The organism is Trueperella pyogenes (assembly GCF_001070855.1).
Lineage (GTDB): Bacteria > Actinomycetota > Actinomycetes > Actinomycetales > Actinomycetaceae > Pauljensenia > Pauljensenia pyogenes_A.
Map to the genome: position 1 here is coordinate 91,669 of NZ_JVLH01000012.1, position 17,651 is coordinate 109,319.

Here is a 17,651-nt window from a genome sequence, read left to right on the forward strand (position 1 = left end):
CTGCTCTGTCCTCGCAGACGACACCCGCTGTTTTCTGCATTCGGATTCGTTCGCCTTGAGAGGGAGATGCACATGCTGCATGCGAAGAATCGGACACTAGTGACCACCCTTGCGACACTCTCGCTCATGGGAATGCCCGTTCTGGCTTACGCTGACCCCGCAGGGGGTGAAACGCCAAGAAATGATGCGGAAATGGCATCTCCTGCGCCCGAGGCCTCGCAAACCCAGGGCGAGGATCGCGCGGCACCAACGCTGGTGAGCATCGGCGATATTCAAACCCCAGGTGATGGAGATAACTCTCACCTGATTAATCAAACCGTTGAAACCAAAGGCGTTGTGACCGCGGCCTATCCCAAGGCTGAGAACGCAAACCTCAAAGGCCTCGAGGGCTTCACCATCCAAACCCCCGGAACAGGCGGAACCTGGGATGCTTCGCGAAGCACCTCCGATGGCCTCTTCGTTTTTATGGGGAAGTCCTCTGCATCAATGCCTTCCATCGGTGACTGTGTTGTCGTCAAAGGTAAGGTTGATGAATATGTGGGTGTTAAGAATGCAACCGCCTCAACTCAGAGTCTGACCCAATTGGTCCCGCAAAGTATTACTGCAGCCACTGATTGTGATCCCGTTAAACCAACGGAACTGAGCAGTGTGCCGACTCAAGACCAGATGGAAGCGCTTGAATCCATGCTGGTTTTACCCAAGGACACCTGGACAATTACGGATAACTACAAAACGAACCGATACGGGACACTCTCGCTGACCCCCGGAACCGAGGTTTTGCGAACCGCCACCGACGTTGTTGCCCCTGGCGCCGCTGCTCAAGCCTACGAGGCCGAAAATGCTGCCAAGACTATTGAACTGGATGACGCCTCGACAACAGACCTGACGAATTTCAAGCAGAACGGGCACAAAGAGCGCTACGCCTACTTGGCCAATGGAGCACCTGCGCGCGTGGGCTACCACGTCACCTTCACTAAACCCGTTGTCTTGGAATCACGCTTTGGAAGCTTCGTTTTCCAGCCCACGCAGATGACCGCTGGTTACCCTGATCGCTCGCCGGTGACCATCACGGGGGAGCGGCCCGCTGCTCCTACAGTCAGTGGCGATACGAAGGTTGCAACCTTCAACGTCCTCAACTACTTCTCTGATCTTGGTGAAAACGAACCTGGATGCAAGGGATACGAGGACCGCGACCACAAGTACGTGACTGACAAGAACTGCAAGCTCCGCGGCGCTTGGTCATCGCAAGCTTTTGCGAACCAGCAAACCAAGATCGTTCAGGCGATAAACACTATCGATGCCGATGTTGTGGCACTGGAAGAAATCGAAAACCCCGTAGCCTCCGGTGTCAGCGGTGACCGTGATGGTGCGCTCAAGAGCCTGGTTAATGCGCTCAATGCCGCTGCCGGATCCGAGGTCTGGGCCTACGTCCCCAGTCCTTCAACCGTTCCCGCGAACGAAGATGTCATCCGCATTGCCTTCATCTACAAGAAGGCAACAATTACCCCGGTTGGCGACTCAGTCATTTTTGACGACCCCGCATACACGGGCCTTGCTCGCCAGCCGCTGGCTCAAGAATTCAAGCCGATCACTGACGCAAACCACGAAGGCAAGAATTTCGTCGTTATTGCCAACCACTTTAAGTCGAAAGGTTCCGCGCCGAAGAACTTGTCTGGCGCAGAAGCTGCCGCGAATACCGATAACGGTGACGGGCAGGGTAATTCCAATGGAGTCCGCGTGAAGCAAGCCCGCGCACTTGCCATTTTTGCTCAGCGCTTCGATGGAACTCCAACTGTGCTTGTTGGTGACTTCAACGCCTATTCCAAGGAAGATCCGCTGAAAGTCCTGACCGACGCCGGCTGGACCCACGAGTCAGGTCACGGCGACTCTTCCTACGTATATGCTGGTCGCTCCGGATCGATGGACCACGTCTTTGCGAACCCTGCCGCACACCCGCTGATCACTGAAGTGAAGTCTTGGGCCGTGAACGCTCAAGAGAGCATTGCCTTCGAGTACTCGCGTGCCAACTACAACGCCTACCTGGCTTTCGAGGCCGATAACCCCTACCGCGCCTCGGACCACAATCCTGAAATCATCGGTTTGAACCTCATCACTCCGATCAACAATCCAAGTGTTGCACCGACCAGCGAGCCTTCGGGACAGGTCTCCACCTCCCCGAACGCTCCCACGCAACCCACCCCGAAATCCGCAGCAACGCCGATGCACTCCACTTTGGCCTCGACCGGTCCCATGGGAAGCATTCCGCTGATTGCGGGAGCCGTGGCCTTGGCAGCAATCGGTTGCGCGCTGCGCCGCAAGACCCTCTGACCCTCACCAACCATCACGAGAGGAACACACAATATGTTCACCACTTCACGACGAGTGGCGATTGCAACCGGTGCGGCACTCGCACTCTTTGCAACCCCGCTGACTGCGCTCGCGGAGCCCGCCAGCGATGCCACCTCTACAGCGGAAGCGAGCACTGAAGCTCCTGCTGCCACCCCCACTGCCGAGGCCTCGGCAAGTGAGGCGACTCCTGACCCGGCTCCCGCAGTCGGAACGGAGCGCGGAGCATCCGATATCGTCACCTTGGATCTGTACAACCTGACCGATGTGCACGGACACATTGAGCCGCAAAAGGATCGCAAGACCAAGAAGATCAGCGAGTCGGGTCTTCCCGCGATGAATTGCTATCTCAAGAAAGCAAAGGCGACGAATCCGAACTCAAGCTTCACCCTGCTCGGCGACAATATTGGCGCGTCCCCCTACACCTCTGGTGCGCTGAAGGATAACCCGACCATCGAGGCCCTCAATACGATGCATGCCTTGGCGTCGACCATGGGTAACCACGAGTTGGATATGGGCCAGGCTGTCTTCAAGCAGCGTGTCGATGGATCGAACCCCTCTGAGTTTGTTCAGACGAATTTCCCCTACCTGGCTGCAAACGTTGACGGAATGGGAACTTGGGGCTCGGGAACTCCTTACCTTGGAGAGTACAAGCTGTGGACCTCTCCCTCGGGAGTGACGGTTGCATTTATTGGTGCAATTGCTGGGGACGTGCCCTATAAGCTCAGCCCCGGAACAACTGCGGGTCTGACCTTCAACGATCCGATCGCCAAGATCAACACGCTGGCAAAGAAGCTCAAGCAGGATGGAACCGCACAGATCGTCATCGCCATGCTCGATGATGACGTGAAGAATAACTACCCGAAGATGAGCGCAGATGTTGACGGCCTCATGGGCGGCGACACGCACGTGCCTTACGAGTTCGACCACGTCGATTCGCCGGTCACGCTCACCTCTGCAAATCCGCTTCTCGCGGGTGTTGCCTCGGGTTCCTACACGGATAACCTGGGCCTCATCCAGATCTCCTACGACACGGCGACCGGAAAGGTCGTTAAGGCCGATACCAAGCTGATCCCCGCTGCAACCGTTTACGAATGCGGTGAAGACCCCGAAACGAAGGCCGTCGTGACGCGCGCGCAGCAGGCCGCGGCAGTCGCCGGCGCTGAGGTTGTCGCACGAGGCTACACCGAGAGCTTCCACCGCGGTATTTTCGAGGCCCCCGATGGAAGCATCGAAAAGGGCGGTAACCGCGGCATCGAATCGACGCTGGGTAACCTTGCGGCCGACGCGATGCGTGAAACCATTCGCACACCCGATGGAAAGCCCGTTGATATCGGCATGATCAATGCCGGTGGTTTGCGCGCGGATCTTGAACCCGGTAGCGATGGCACCATCACTTACAAGCAGAGCTACGATGTCATGCCCTTCTCGAACGAGCTGGGATACGTAACCATTAAGGGCTCCGATGTGAAGGATGCTCTGGAAGAACAGTGGAAGACGAACCTGAACTCTCAGAACTCGCGCCCGCTGCTCAAGCTTGGCCTGTCGAAGAATGTTCAATACACCTACGATGCCTCGAAGCCTTACGGCGAGCGCATTACCTCGCTGCTGGTCAATGGTGCACCCATTGATATGAACAAGGAGTACACGGTTGGATCCGTTACCTTCTTGCTCGCAGGTGGTGACACCTTCCCGGCGCTGACCCGTGGCACGAAGACGGTTTTGGGCAACCTCGACCGCGATAAGTTCAACGAGTACCTGGGTGCACACAACGGCATTAAGGCCGCCACCCTCAAGCAAGCAATCGGCGTGACGCTCCCCAGCGATACGCTTACTCCCGATCAGGAATTCACTGTGCCTTTGCGCGGCCTGTCCTTCTCCGAGGGCCCCGGAAAGACTCAGAATGTCAAGGTCTCCTTCGGGTCGGTTGTCGCCAGCGCAAGTGTCGATAACTCGCTGCGTGAATTGCATGCCTCAGACGAAGCCTCGGTCATCACGACCGATGGCGCAGGCCAGGCAACTTTGAAGGCCTCGCTGCCGATGTCGGTGTGCGCTGCCAAGCCCGAAGGGGGAGTGCTCTCCCTGCCCGTCACCGTTGAGACCGACTTTGGGACCGTCGTTCCCGAGGCCGCAGGTTTGACCGTGTCGGTGGCTTGCCCCGCCGTTCAGCAGCCTGCAACGCCGAACACCGCGGTGAACCCGAAGGCCCCGAAGGGCAAGAAGCTTGCGAAGACCGGTTCTGTAGCTGGAATTGCAGTTTTGGCTGCTCTTGCCTTGGGTGGTGCAGGGTTTGCTCTGCGTCGCAAGAAGAACTGAAACGGATGCTGTACTCATGAAGATCTCAATCTGATTGAGCACTGAATTCGCACGTGGGTGGCACGGTCGTATGGCTGTGCCACCCACTGTTTTTGTTAACTGTGTCAATCTCAGAGTGTGTCTCTTCTAGGGTTTGGCAGTTTTATGCAAGTGTGCCCATATGTTGAGAGGACAACTGTGATTCAGAAATGAATAATTACTGCATTTATGCGGAAAAGATGAGATTTATAGATTCGTTATCGAGCTGTATCCAATCCGCCTTGACACGCCTAATTGTGACGGGTGAAACTCATTAGTGGGCGTCAACGCAGCACACTTATGCGTTCTCGCAAGCGGTGATGCATGTGCCCATTCTGGGTCTCATCGCATCCTCGCATCTATCCATCTCTGGATGTACACAACCTATGTGGAGGAAATACAGCATGAAGACCCTCACCAAATTTGTTGCGGTCGCCGGCGTCGCAACTCTCGCGCTGACCGCGTGCTCATCCGGCCAGAAGGCCTCGTCAGAATCTAGCTCTGACGCAGCATCGAAGGGCGCAAGCTTCAAGGCTTGTGCAGTGTCGGACGCAGGCGGTTGGGACGACAAGTCCTTCAACGAGTCCGCATACAACGGTCTGAAGGCCGCACAGTCCAAGCTCGGTATTCAGATCAACACGGCAGAGTCCTCCTCCTCGGCAGACTTCGTGCCCAACACCGAATCCATGGTTTCCGACGGCTGCAACCTGATCATCGGCGTTGGCTTCAACCTCGAGAAGGCGCTCCACGCCTCTGCAAATGAGAATAAGGATGTTCACTACGCACTGGTTGACTCCTCCTTCTCTGATGATTCCAACAAGACCGTCACCGTCGAGAACGCACGCCCACTGCTCTTCAACACCGCTGAAGCCGCCTACCTTGCGGGTTACGCCGCAGCAGGCATGTCCAAGACCGGCAAGGTTGCCACCTTCGGTGGTATCCAGATTCCTTCGGTTACCGTCTTCATGGACGGCTTTGCCGATGGTGTTGCCGCCTACAACAAGGCCAAGGGCACCAATGTCCAGGTCCTCGGTTGGGATAAGGCAACTCAGAACGGCTCCTTCACCCAGTCCTTCGATGACCAGGCACTGGGCAAGCAGCAGGCACAGCAGTTCATCGACCAGGGCGCTGACATCATCATGCCCGTCGCCGGCCCCGTGGGCCTGGGTGCAGCAGCAGCTGCACAGGCTGATGGCAAGACCTACATCATCGGTGTTGACTCCGACTGGTACGAATCTGCCCCCGACTACAAGTCGATCGTTCTGACCTCGGTCATGAAGGAAATTGGTGCTTCGGTTGAGCAGGCCATCACGGACTCCGTGAACGGCAAGTTCACTGCAACCCCCTACGTGGGCACCCTGGAAAACGGTGGCGTTTCCATCGCTCCCTTCCACGATTTCGACTCCAAGGTTCCCTCGGATCTGAAGGATGAGCTGACCAAGCTCACCGATCAGATCAAGAAGGGCGAGCTGAAGGTTGAGTCCGCAAACTCCCCGAAGTGACGCGGAAATCTTAGGTTGGGGCGCGGTGGTTTTCGACCATCGCGCCCCACTTTTTTCGGCTATCCTGAAACGGGAGCTCGACCACGCAGAAGGGGCGCAGTAGAGTGAAATTGGAACTGAAGGGGATCACCAAACGTTTCGGTCCTCTGGTCGCAAATAACGACATCAACCTGACAATTGAAGAAGGCCACATTCACGCACTTCTGGGTGAAAATGGAGCGGGTAAATCAACGTTGATGAACGTGCTCTACGGCCTTCACCAGCCCGATGAAGGTGAAATCCTCATCGATGGAAAGCCCGTCCACTTCGATGGCCCCGGCGACGCGGTCGCAGCCGGCATCGGCATGGTTCACCAGCACTTCATGCTGATTCCAGTGTTTACCGTCGCGGAATCAATCGCACTGGGATTTGAACCAACCAAGGCAAGCGGCTTGATTGATCTTGCTCAAGCACGCAAGACCGTTAAAGAGGTTTCAGCGCGATTTGGTTTCGATCTTGATCCCGATGCGCTCATTGAAGATCTCTCGGTCGGCGCTCAGCAGCGAGTCGAAATCGTTAAAGCACTGTCGCGCCAGGCGAAGGTCCTTATTCTTGATGAGCCAACGGCAGTGCTCACGCCCCAAGAAACTGACGAACTCATGGCGATCATGCGTCAGCTTGCCGACGCGGGGACCTCGATTGTCTTCATCACACACAAGCTTCGCGAAGTTCGAGCCGTTGCAGATGAAATTACCGTGATTCGACGCGGTACCGTTGTGGGCGAGGCCTCCCCGCAAGATTCTGAATCAGAGCTGGCGAATAAGATGGTCGGCCGCTCCGTCATGATGCGTGTTCAAAAAGCTCCCGCAGCGCCCACTGGTGGGGGACTGGAATTCAAAGCGATCTCCATGCTTTCGCCCCAGGGCGTTCCGCTTCTTGATCACGTCTCCTTCGCGGTAGAGCGTGGCGAAATCGTTGCAGTCGCGGGTGTGCAGGGCAACGGCCAGACCGAATTGGCGCAAACCGTTTTGGGTCTGTGTACCCCAGATTCTGGTGAAATTCTTCTAGAAGGCGAAGATATTTCTTACGCGGGTCCTCGAAAGTCTTTGGACGCCGGTGTTGGCTTCATTCCCGAAGACCGATCGACCGATGGCATTATTTCTACTTTCTCCATCGCCGAGAACCTCATTTTGGACCAGTACAAGGATTCCTCCTTTGCATCGGGCCCAATGCTCAAGCTGGGGGCCATTGCTCAGAACGCGCGCGATAAAGAGCAGGAATTCGATATTCGTTTGACTTCAATCAATGACCCGATTTCCTCGCTTTCGGGTGGAAATCAGCAGAAGGTTGTTGTCGCGCGCGAGATGTCGAAGGATCTCAACCTGCTTGTTGCGAACCAACCGACCCGCGGTGTGGATGTTGGTTCTATTGAATTCATTCACAAGCGCATTGTTGAGGTGCGCGACCAGAACATTCCCGTCCTTCTGATCTCATCGGAATTGGATGAAGTGATCTCGCTGGCCGATCGTATCGTCGTCATGTACCGAGGCCGCGTGATGGGGGTTGTTCCCGCGGACACCCCGCGTGACGTTCTTGGTTTGATGATGGCTGGTGTTCCCTATGACGAGGCCGTAGAAGGCGTGCACGAACACGCTGAGGTTTCGGATTCACACGTGGAGGAGAACTGATGACCGCGGTAAAGCGTCCTTCGAAGGCACTGATTGTGTGCCGTCATATCCTGGGATCGCGATGGTTCGTTTCCATCCTTGCGGTTCTCATCGCCTTCGCTATCGGTGCCATTCTGATCGCGATGACCGGTGCATCGGTACTCGATGCCTACTACGCGATGTTCCGCGGAGCGATCTTTGATCCAACAGCTCGTAGTTTCCAGCGTCAGATCAAACCCCTGACAGAGTCCCTGTTCTTCTCCATCCCCTTGGTATTGGGTGGCTTGGGCCTTGCCTTGGGCTTCCGCGCAGGCCTGTTCAACATCGGTGGTAATGGCCAGATCATCTTTGGTGCTCTTGCCGCTGTCTGGGTTGGTTTCGCAATGAACCTGCCGCCCGTCGTTCACACTCTTGTTGCTCTTCTTGCCGCAATGGTTGCTGCTTCGCTCTATGCGGGAATTGCCGGTGTTCTGAAGGCAAAGACCGGGGCAAACGAAGTCATTGTCACCATCATGCTGAACTCGATTGCGACCTTGGCGCTGGGATACATCCTCTCGAAGAAGTCCTGGCAGGTTCCCGGTTCTAATCAGCCTCAAACCCCGAAGGTCGCGGATTCAGCTGCCTTCACCCGTATCTTGGATGCGCCCTTCAAGATCCACGTTGGCCTTTTTGTTGCGCTCCTTGCGGTCATCGTTTTCTGGTGGCTTATTGAGCGATCGACCCTCGGCTTTGAAATTCGCGCAGTTGGTGCGAACCCCGACGCCGCCCGTACCGCTGGTATCTCAGTCGGAAAGATCACCGCAATTACCATGGCAATCTCGGGCGCTTTCCTGGGACTTGCAGGTGCGAACGAGGCCTTGGGTACCGTTGGTTACGTCTCCCGAGACATCGCTGGTTCAATCGGTTTCGATGCCATCACGGTTGCTCTCCTGGGCCGCAACAAGCCTCTGGGTACTCTGGGTGCAGGTATCCTCTTCGGTGCCTTCAAAGCCGGTGGCTACACCATGCAGGCCAAGGGTGTTCCGATCGATATGATCTTGATCCTCCAGTCAGTGATCGTCTTGCTGATCGCAGCTCCCATGCTGGTCCGCTGGCTCTTCCATCTGCCAAAGGAAACCAAGAAGAGCTTGCGTGCTGAGCTCGCTGAACTCAGCGGTGAGCACTCTGAAGAAGACGGGAAGACCCCGGCCGTGGCCTCGGCAGTGAAGGAAGACGCAGCATCCAAGGGCGGCGATGCCGCCATCGATGGTGCCTCCACCGATGCGGAAGGAGAGGCACGATGAGCCAGACGCGCGCAATGAATGACGTTCAGCTGAAGCGCTCGTGGAAGATGCCGGTCGTCTACGTTCTGGCAGCCCTTCTGCAGATTCTTTTCGTCGTCAAGGTCAGTGGCGATGTCACAATCAGGCTCAACGACAAGTCCCAGAGCATCAATATCGACGATATTGTCACCCCCGGTCGTCCCATCCTTCTGGTACTGACGGTATTCACCCTTCTGGTGACAGCCTGGTCGATCTACTCGGTGTGGGCACGTCGTCAAAATCCGCGGTGGCTTGACGTCACCATGATGATTGTCGCGGGAATTGCGACGGTCTTTGGCTTCTTGATCTACGCGGGTTCGGGTTCGGCCGGTGTCGTAACACTGACCTCCACCCTCTACTCCACAGTGGCAATCTCGACGCCTCTGATCTTCGGCTCCCTTTCGGGCGTTGTCTCCGAACGCGTTGGCGTTGTCAACATCGCCATTGAAGGCGACCTGCTCTTGGGTGCTTTCGCAGGCGTCATGGCAGCCTCCTTCTTCCAGACCTCGTGGGCAGGTTTGATTGCCGCTCCGATCGCGGGCGCATTCCTTGGCTGCCTCTTGGCACTCTTCTCGGTCAAGTACGGCGTGGATCAGATCATCGTCGGTGTGGTTTTGAACGTCCTAGCAGTGGGCCTGACGACCTTCTTCTACGGAACGTGGATGACGACGAAGTCCGAGCTGTTCAACACCAACAGGTTCTCGCTCCCAGACATCAAGATCCCGCTCCTAGGTGAGATCCCAATTCTTGGTCCCGTGCTCTTCAACCACAACATCTTGGTGTACCTGATGTATGCCACGGTGATTTTCTTGGCGGTTTACCTTTACCGCTCGCGCTGGGGCCTGCGCCTTCGCGCCTGTGGTGAGCACCCGCGAGCCGCCGATACCGTGGGCATCAACGTCAATCGCACGCGAACCCTCAATGCGATCCTCGCTTCCAGTTTTGCTGGATTGGGCGGCGCATTCTTCACCATCGGTTCGGGCCTCTTCTTCACCGACAATATCTCCGCAGGTAACGGCTACATCGCTCTTGCGGCAATGATTTTGGGTAAGTGGCACCCGATCGGTGCTATGGGCGCAGCGCTCATGTTCGGTTTCGCTCAGGCGCTTGCCCGCTTGCTGCCCAACCTTGAGCAGTCCATTCCTTCGGACCTGATTTCGATGATTCCTTACATCGTGACCATCATTGCGGTCGCTGGATTCGTCGGAAAGTCGCGTCCGCCGGCAGCCGAAAACATTCCCTACACGAAGTGATCGACGGCTAGATAGATGAAGGACCCAAACATGGATATCAATTGGGAAGAACTCAAGGATCTTGCGATCTCGGCAATGGAGCAGGCTTACTGCCCCTATAGCGGATTCCCCGTTGGTGCGGCAGGACTGACAACCGATGGACATACCTATTCGGGCTGCAATGTGGAAAATGCCGGTTATGGCGTGACCCTGTGTGCCGAATGCGGGATGGTCTCGCAGATGGTGCGCTCGGGCGGAGGCCGCTTAGCAGCGGTCGTTGCAGTGAATGGAAACTGCGAACCCGTGGCTCCTTGCGGACGCTGCCGCCAGCTTATTTTTGAGCACGGTGGGAATGACTGCTTGGTTCTGATGCCCGAAGGCGTCATGACCATGAAGCAGGTGCTCCCGGGAGCTTTTGGTCCGCACGATCTAACCGAAGTCGCCTCGGCGCGATTCACTGAAGACTAATCATTGTGGCGGGCGTATGTGTCATCAGGTGACATGTACGTCCGCCACACACATAGCCGACAACAACACCCAGGAAGGACATCATGAAACAGTTTGATGCCGTCGACGTCATCCGCGTGAAGCGCGATGGCGGGAAACTGTCCACCGAAGAAATCCAGTGGACCATTGATGCCTACACGCGCGGGGTCATGAAAGACGAACAAATGGCAGCGCTTGCCATGGCCGTCTTCCTGCGTGGAATGGATCGGGAAGAAATCGTCACCTGGACCCAGGCCATGATTGATTCCGGCGAACGTATGGATTTCGCTCGAATTGGCCGAGTGACCGCCGATAAGCACTCCACTGGCGGTGTCGGCGATAAGATCACCCTTCCTCTTGCACCCCTGGTTGCGTGCTTTGGCGTTGCCGTTCCGCAGCTTTCCGGCCGAGGCCTCGGCCACACAGGCGGAACCTTGGACAAACTCGAGGCCATCCCCGGCTGGCGTGCCGCTCTGTCTAACGAAGAGATCTACCATCAGCTGGGCGAAGGCTGCGGCGCTGTCATTTGCGCAGCGGGTGCGGGACTTGCCCCTGCAGATAAGAAGCTCTACGCGCTGCGCGATATCACATCAACCGTCGATTGCATTCCGCTGATTGCTTCTTCGATCATGTCGAAGAAGATTGCCGAAGGCACCGATTCACTGGTCTTGGACGTTAAGGTTGGCAGCGGCGCATTCATGAAGGACATTGACAACGCCCGCGAGCTTGCCCGCACCATGGTGGACCTTGGACGAGACGCCGGTGTGAAGACCCAAGCGCTGCTCACCGATATGTCGACCCCGCTGGGACTCAAGGTCGGTAATGCGCTTGAGGTTGAAGAATCCGTTGAGGTTCTGGCCGGCGGCGGTCCCGCAGATGTCGTGGAATTAACCGTTGAGCTTGCCCGGACCATGCTTTCCATGGCCGGTAAGAGCGATGTCGACGTCGAGGCCGCACTCAAGGACGGTCGTGCGATGGATACCTGGCGCGCAATGATCCGTGAGCAGGGGGGAGACCCCGATGCCGCGCTGCCGACCTCAACGCTGACCCACACTGTCACTGCCGAGGCCGATGGCTACCTTTCCGAAATGGATGCGCTCAGCGTGGGCGTGGCCTCGTGGAGGCTGGGTGCCGGACGAGCAGTCAAGGACGATCCGGTGCAGGCTGGTGCGGGTATTGAAATCCATGCCAAGCCCGGCGACCAGGTCAAGGCAGGCCAACCGCTCTTTACCTTGCACACCGACGACGAATGGCGCATTCCCCGCGCTCTTGAAGCACTGGATGGGGGAGTGGTCATCAGCGAAACCGCACCCGCTCCTCGTCACATCATTTTGGACCGCGTGGGCTAAGACTCATACCCGACCGAACAAGCGACACCACCACACACGTATTGGAGTAAACAAGCATGAAATCGACACCGCACATCAACCCGACTGCCCCAATCGCGCCGACCATCTTGCTGCCCGGAGATCCGCTTCGCGCCAAGTTCATTGCCGAGACCTACCTTGAGGATGCGCAGCAATTCAACGCGGTGCGTAACATGCTGGGCTTCACCGGTACCTACCAGGGCACCCCGGTGTCCGTTATGGGATCGGGTATGGGTATTCCTTCGATCTCGCTGTACGCGTGGGAACTCATCCATGTTTTTGGCTGCACGAAGCTGATCCGCGTGGGTACGTGTGGTGCACTCCAGCCGGGAATCAACCTTTACGATGTCGTCATCGCTCAAGGAGCATGCACGAACTCGAACTTCATCGATCAATACAACATCCCGGGAACCTATGCCCCCATTGGCTCCTACCGTCTGATCGAGGCTGTGCGCGAGAATGCAAAGGAAAAGGGAGTGACCACCCACGTGGGTAACGTCCTCTCCTCGGACACTTTCTACAATGCCGATCCGACCTTTAATGAGCGCTGGCAGAAGATGGGCATCATGGCCATTGAAATGGAGACTTCGGGCCTGTACGCGACTGCCGCCGAAGCCGGGGTTGAAGCTCTGGGAATCTTTACCGTCTCTGACTCGCTGGTGACCGGTGAAGAAACCACCGCACACGAGCGTCAGACCGCCTTCACCCAGATGATGGAAATTGCACTTCCTCTGGCGCAGATCTGAGGACCTGAAAAAGGAAAAGTATGAAGAAGTCTGAAGTTGCACATCTGATCGACCACACGATCCTCAAGCCCGAGGCGACTAGTGCCGATGTCGCGCGGATTGTTGAGGAAGGTGCACGTTTTGGTACCTATTCCGTGTGCGTGTCCCCTTCGATGCTCCCGCTCGAGGTTCCTGAAGGACTCAAGGTTGCCTGCGTCGTGGGCTTTCCTTCGGGGGCAGTGAAGCCGAATGTCAAGGCTTACGAAGCCAAGCAGGCTATTGCCGATGGTGCTGACGAGATCGATATGGTCATCAATATTGCCCTGGCAAAAGAAGGCAAGTTTGATCAGGTCGAAGACGAAATCCGCGCGGTTCGAGCAGAGATCCCCGCGGGTAAGGTCCTGAAGGTCATCATCGAATCGGCTGCCCTGACCGATGAAGAAATCGTCGCAGTCTGCCGCGCGGCGGTCGCTGCCGGTGCAGATTTCGTCAAGACCTCAACCGGTTTCCACCCTGCAGGTGGAGCATCCGTACACGCAGTGAAGCTCATGCGTGAGACCGTTGGTGAGGGTGTGGGAGTGAAGGCCTCGGGCGGTATCCGCAATGCAGAGACCGCTGTCGCCATGATCAATGCCGGAGCAAACCGTTTGGGTGTGTCGGCGACCGCAGCAATTCTTGAAGGCCTTGAGGACTGAATATGAACCTTATTGAACGTGCCCAACAGTGGGTTGATCACGATCCGGATCCCGTAACCGCCGAAGAGCTCGGATCATTGGTCCAAGCCGCTCGCGAAGGCGATCAGGACGCAGAACTCGAACTTGCACGTGCCATGAATGGTCCCTTGCAATTCGGTACTGCTGGCCTGCGTGGTGAGATCGGTGCCGGCGAGTCGCGGATGAACCTTGCGGTTGTTATCCGTGCGACGGCTGGCTTGTGTGCAGTGCTCCTCAAGCATGCTCCGCGCACTCCGCGTGTCGTCATCGGATGCGATGCCCGCTACGGTTCGGTTGACTTCGCTCACGCAGCCGCGCGTGTGGCCTCGGCAGCGGGATGCGAGGTGCTCTTGCTTCCCCTGATGAACCCAACTCCGCTCACCGCTTTCTCGGTGCGCGAGCTGGACGCAGACGCGGGAATCATGGTGACCGCCTCGCACAATCCTCCTCGCGACAACGGCTACAAGGTCTATCTGGGCGGAACGGTCGTGACGGATGCCGGTCAGGGCGTCCAGATTGTTCCTCCCTTTGATGCAGAGATCGCCTCGGCGATTGCATCGGCCCCCTTTGCTGATCAAATTGCACAAAATGATGAGCTCATCGTCAACGTGGATCCCCGCGAAGACTACATTGCCCGCGCAGCCTCGTTGGCCTCGGGAAGCTCTGAAAGCAAGGCGGACCTGGGGATTACTCTGACGGGAATGCACGGTGTGGGCGCTGCACTCACCAAGAAGGTCCTAGAAGAAGCCGGCTTCACCAATGTCACTCTGGTTGCCGAGCAGGCCGATCCGGATCCTGATTTTCCGACCGTCTCCTTCCCGAACCCGGAAGAACCTGGGGCGTTGGACCTGGCAATCGCGAACGCCGCCGAGCACGGATCGGATCTGATCATTGCTGTTGATCCCGATGCTGACCGCTGTGCGCTCGCTGTTCCCGACAGTGAATCTGCGACCGGCTGGCGTCAGCTCTCCGGTGATGAGATCGGATCATTGCTGGGTGAATTCCGTGCTCAGAGCGCACCTTCTGACGCGGTTTTTGCGAACTCGATTGTCTCCTCGCGACTTTTGGGCAAGATCGCTGAGGGGCGCGGCTTGAAGTACCAGCACACGCTGACCGGCTTTAAGTGGATTGCCCGCGTTCCTGGCCTCTACTTCGGCTACGAGGAAGCAATCGGTTTCTGCCCCGATCCTTCGCGTGTACGCGATAAGGACGGTATTGCAACATCCGTCGTCGCAGCCTCCCTTTTCGCGCAGCTCAAGGCTCAGGGCCGCAGTGCGAAGGATGAATTGGAACGCATGGCACGCCTGTATGGCCTGCACGTGACCGCTCCCTTGACCTTCCGTGTCGATCGACTGGAGCTTATTGCTGAAGGAATGCAGCGCCTGCGTGCTCAGCCGCCGACAACCCTTGCCGGTGCTGAGGTTGAAGGCGTCGTGGACCTATCGAAGGGGTGGGACGGCCTTCCAGGAACAGATGCGCTGATGGTCACCACCACCGCTGGAGACCGCGTGATCGCTCGTCCTTCGGGCACCGAACCTAAGCTCAAGTGCTATCTGGAAGTGATTCTTCCCGTTGAGGAAGGAGCCGAGGTCCCTTGGGAAGCCGCTCGCGCTCGCCTAGAGAGCATCAAGGCTGAGTTTGGCGCTGCGATCGGGATCTAAATAGGTTCCGAGGCCGCAGTTGCTGAGCCGTGCGCACAGTAGCCGCGGCGCGAAAAACCTTTGGTGGGTGTCGCATGTGGGCGGCACCCACCAGTCTTATTCGCTTCCTTGCGATGCAACTGTCTGGGAATCGCTGTTCCATTATTGATCGCTCTATTTCCACTTGTGCGCGGTTGACTCGCGGCAAACAATTGAGGCTGGCAGGATAAAGGTGTGAGCGAAGAACACACCGCATCAGATACGCAGCCGCAAGATTTTCACGATCATCTGCTTTTGCAAGCCTTCGCGTGGGATCTCCCCGCCGATCAAAGCCTGTGGAGGAGCATTGCCGCTTCGGCCCAGGACCTTGCGGATCTGGGAATTGAAGGTGTCTGGCTTCCGCCCGCCTATAAGGGCTATATGGGACGCGAAGATGTCGGCTACGGCGTCTACGACATGTATGACTTGGGTGAGTTCGACCAAAAGGGAAGCGTCGGGACAAAGTACGGGACAAAGGAAGAGTATCTGGCTGCCATTGATGCCCTTCATGCCGCTGGTATTCACGTAATCGCCGATATTGTCTTTAACCATCGCCTGGGTGGGGATGAGACCGAAGACGTTCGAGCTCGCAGGGTTGATCCGGGGAACCGAATGCAGGTGATCTCCGATGAAGAAACGATCCGAGCATGGACCCGTTTTACTTTCCCAGGTCGGGCTGGAGCTTATTCCGATTTCCAATGGGATTGGCAATGCTTCAACGGTATTGATTGGGATGAAAACACGAAGAGCAATGCTGTTTGGCTTTTCGACGGTAAAGAATGGGACCCGACTGCCGGTGAGGAGTTAGGCAACTACGACTACCTCATGGGCTGCGATGTCGATGTCTCTTCACCGCAGGTTAATGAGGAATTAGACCGCTGGGGCCGCTGGTACATCGAAACTACGGGCGTCGATGCCCTGCGCTTGGATGCCGTTAAACACATCGGTTCAGATTTCTTTGTGCGCTGGCTGCCAAATTTACGTGAAGCAACCGGTAAACTTCTTCCCGCTGTAGGGGAGTACTGGAGCTACGATGTGGGGCAGCTGTGCTCCTACCTTGACCGGGTCCCCGATGTTGCGCTCTTTGATGTCCCACTGCATTTTCACTTCCACGAGGCTTCTGTCTCGGATGGAAATTTTGATCTTTCGCAGCTTTTTGCCAATACCTTGGTTGGGACTCGTCCAGAATTGGCCGTCACTTTCGTGGAAAACCACGACACACAACCGGGACAATCACTAGAGTCCACCGTTGCTCCTTGGTTCAAGCTTTCTGCTTACGCCTTGATTTTGCTGCGTGATAGTGGAGTGCCCTGCGTCTTTTGGGGAGACCTTCTGGGCAGTGGTGATTCTCTTCCTGCTGTGAGTGAATTGCCTTTTCTTATGCGCGTGCGGAAGGAGGCCGCCCAAGGCCCGCAATTCGACGCATTTGATGATCCCGATGTCGTCGGTTTTTCTCGCCAGGGAATCGAAGGCGACCCATCGACTGGCTGCGCCGTCATCCTTTCAGACCGCCTTGCCGGCGAGAAGCGTCTATTCCTAGGAAACTGGCGCGCGGGTGAGACCTGGGTGTGCGCTATTGGCGAGCACCCGGCCGTCGTTATCGAAGAAGACGGGTGGGCAACTTTCCCGGTTTCCGACGGTGGCCTTTCCGTTTACTTTCCCGAGGCCGCGCGCCTGTAAGGGGAGAACTGCTACTTGGCCTCGTCTGCGGAAGTCATGAGGACGGGGGAGGGGCGCAGATTGCGCATACCGTTCCACACAAGGTTGACGACGTGCGAGGCGACCTCTTCCTTGCTCATTCGACGCTCGTCAAGCCACCACTGTCCCACCTGTGCAATGAGGCCGACAAGCATTTGCGCATACAGGGGAGCCCACTTGGGATCCATATGTGCGTGAGAAAACTGCTCGGCCAAGAGATGCTCAACCTTAATAGCGACATCTCCAAGCAGTGAAGAGTAAGAGCCGGACGTTGAATTCTGCGGGGCATCACGCACCAGGATTCGGAAACCATCCGTATGAGATTCGATGTAGCTCAGCAAGGCAAGTGCTGAATCCTCAAGGATCATTCGCGGGCGCTTATGGGAATCCAGAGCGGCTTCCAATGCACTCATGAGTGCCTGGACTTCCCGGTCGACGATCACGGCGTAGAGGCCTTCTTTTCCCCCGAAATGTTCATAGATGACGGGTTTTGAAATCTTTGCGTGAGTGGCAATTTCCTCGACGCTGGTGCCGTCGAATCCCTTTGCGGCAAAAGTCGCACGTCCCACGGCAACCAATTGCTCGCGACGCGCAAAAGCGCTCATTCTCATCCGCTTCTCGG

The 17,651-nt window shown here is 56.8% G+C and carries 13 protein-coding genes; 12 read left to right on the top strand and 1 reads right to left on the bottom strand.

Annotated features, from left to right (window positions below; all coding sequences use genetic code 11):
• Positions 1-72: 72 nt before the first annotated feature.
• From ADG72_RS05800 to ADG72_RS05855, 12 genes are all read left to right on the top strand, one after another.
• A complete protein-coding gene (locus ADG72_RS05800) occupies positions 73-2,328 on the top strand; it encodes an ExeM/NucH family extracellular endonuclease (protein ID WP_048713257.1) in 2,256 nt (751 codons plus the stop codon).
• Positions 2,329-2,361: 33 nt separating this feature from the next.
• On the top strand, positions 2,362-4,662 hold the full coding sequence (locus ADG72_RS05805) for a bifunctional metallophosphatase/5'-nucleotidase (protein WP_048713259.1): 2,301 nt from the start codon (positions 2,362-2,364) through the stop codon (positions 4,660-4,662).
• Positions 4,663-5,084: 422 nt separating this feature from the next.
• Complete coding sequence (locus ADG72_RS05810) at positions 5,085-6,182, top strand: BMP family lipoprotein (protein ID WP_019127267.1); 1,098 nt, start codon at positions 5,085-5,087, stop codon at positions 6,180-6,182.
• 104 nt (positions 6,183-6,286) lie between these two features.
• Positions 6,287-7,849 (top strand): ABC transporter ATP-binding protein, encoded by a 1,563-nt coding sequence (locus ADG72_RS05815; protein WP_048713262.1) that lies wholly within the window; start codon positions 6,287-6,289, stop codon positions 7,847-7,849.
• Positions 7,849-9,111 (top strand): ABC transporter permease, encoded by a 1,263-nt coding sequence (locus ADG72_RS05820; protein WP_048713265.1) that lies wholly within the window; start codon positions 7,849-7,851, stop codon positions 9,109-9,111. The genes ADG72_RS05815 and ADG72_RS05820 overlap by 1 nt, the downstream gene beginning before the upstream one ends.
• Entirely contained in the window at positions 9,108-10,382 is a 1,275-nt protein-coding gene (locus ADG72_RS05825) for an ABC transporter permease (RefSeq protein WP_048713268.1), read from the top strand. Before ADG72_RS05820 ends, ADG72_RS05825 begins: the two co-directional genes overlap by 4 nt.
• A gap of 30 nt (positions 10,383-10,412) precedes the next feature.
• The gene (locus tag ADG72_RS05830; protein ID WP_239667679.1) at positions 10,413-10,829 is read left to right on the top strand and encodes a cytidine deaminase; all 417 of its coding nucleotides are present in this window, start codon (positions 10,413-10,415) and stop codon (positions 10,827-10,829) included.
• Positions 10,830-10,912: 83 nt separating this feature from the next.
• Positions 10,913-12,196, top strand: coding sequence for a thymidine phosphorylase (locus ADG72_RS05835; protein ID WP_048713273.1), 1,284 nt, complete (start codon positions 10,913-10,915; stop codon positions 12,194-12,196).
• Positions 12,197-12,252: 56 nt separating this feature from the next.
• Entirely contained in the window at positions 12,253-12,960 is a 708-nt protein-coding gene (gene deoD / locus ADG72_RS05840; protein WP_019127261.1) for a purine-nucleoside phosphorylase, read from the top strand.
• Between the two features lie 20 nt (positions 12,961-12,980).
• On the top strand, positions 12,981-13,634 hold the full coding sequence (gene deoC, locus ADG72_RS05845; protein ID WP_009408268.1) for a deoxyribose-phosphate aldolase: 654 nt from the start codon (positions 12,981-12,983) through the stop codon (positions 13,632-13,634).
• Between the two features lie 2 nt (positions 13,635-13,636).
• Complete coding sequence (locus ADG72_RS05850) at positions 13,637-15,313, top strand: phospho-sugar mutase (RefSeq protein ID WP_048713277.1); 1,677 nt, start codon at positions 13,637-13,639, stop codon at positions 15,311-15,313.
• A gap of 213 nt (positions 15,314-15,526) precedes the next feature.
• Positions 15,527-17,011 (top strand): alpha-amylase, encoded by a 1,485-nt coding sequence (locus tag ADG72_RS05855; RefSeq protein ID WP_048713280.1) that lies wholly within the window; start codon positions 15,527-15,529, stop codon positions 17,009-17,011.
• 11 nt (positions 17,012-17,022) lie between these two features.
• Here ADG72_RS05855 and ADG72_RS05860 read toward each other — a convergent pair whose 3' ends face one another.
• Positions 17,023-17,634 (bottom strand): TetR/AcrR family transcriptional regulator, encoded by a 612-nt coding sequence (locus ADG72_RS05860; protein ID WP_239667680.1) that lies wholly within the window; start codon positions 17,632-17,634, stop codon positions 17,023-17,025.
• Positions 17,635-17,651 lie beyond the last annotated feature (17 nt).

Coding starts and splice junctions, on each gene's coding strand:
- ADG72_RS05800 (WP_048713257.1), top strand. CDS start 73: ATGCTGCATGCGAAGAATCGGACACTAGTGACCACCCTTGCGACACTC.
- ADG72_RS05805 (WP_048713259.1), top strand. CDS start 2,362: ATGTTCACCACTTCACGACGAGTGGCGATTGCAACCGGTGCGGCACTC.
- ADG72_RS05810 (WP_019127267.1), top strand. CDS start 5,085: ATGAAGACCCTCACCAAATTTGTTGCGGTCGCCGGCGTCGCAACTCTC.
- ADG72_RS05820 (WP_048713265.1), top strand. CDS start 7,849: ATGACCGCGGTAAAGCGTCCTTCGAAGGCACTGATTGTGTGCCGTCAT.
- ADG72_RS05825 (WP_048713268.1), top strand. CDS start 9,108: ATGAGCCAGACGCGCGCAATGAATGACGTTCAGCTGAAGCGCTCGTGG.
- ADG72_RS05830 (WP_239667679.1), top strand. CDS start 10,413: ATGGATATCAATTGGGAAGAACTCAAGGATCTTGCGATCTCGGCAATG.
- ADG72_RS05835 (WP_048713273.1), top strand. CDS start 10,913: ATGAAACAGTTTGATGCCGTCGACGTCATCCGCGTGAAGCGCGATGGC.
- deoD (WP_019127261.1), top strand. CDS start 12,253: ATGAAATCGACACCGCACATCAACCCGACTGCCCCAATCGCGCCGACC.
- deoC (WP_009408268.1), top strand. CDS start 12,981: ATGAAGAAGTCTGAAGTTGCACATCTGATCGACCACACGATCCTCAAG.
- ADG72_RS05850 (WP_048713277.1), top strand. CDS start 13,637: ATGAACCTTATTGAACGTGCCCAACAGTGGGTTGATCACGATCCGGAT.
- ADG72_RS05860 (WP_239667680.1), bottom strand. CDS start 17,634: ATGAGCGCTTTTGCGCGTCGCGAGCAATTGGTTGCCGTGGGACGTGCG.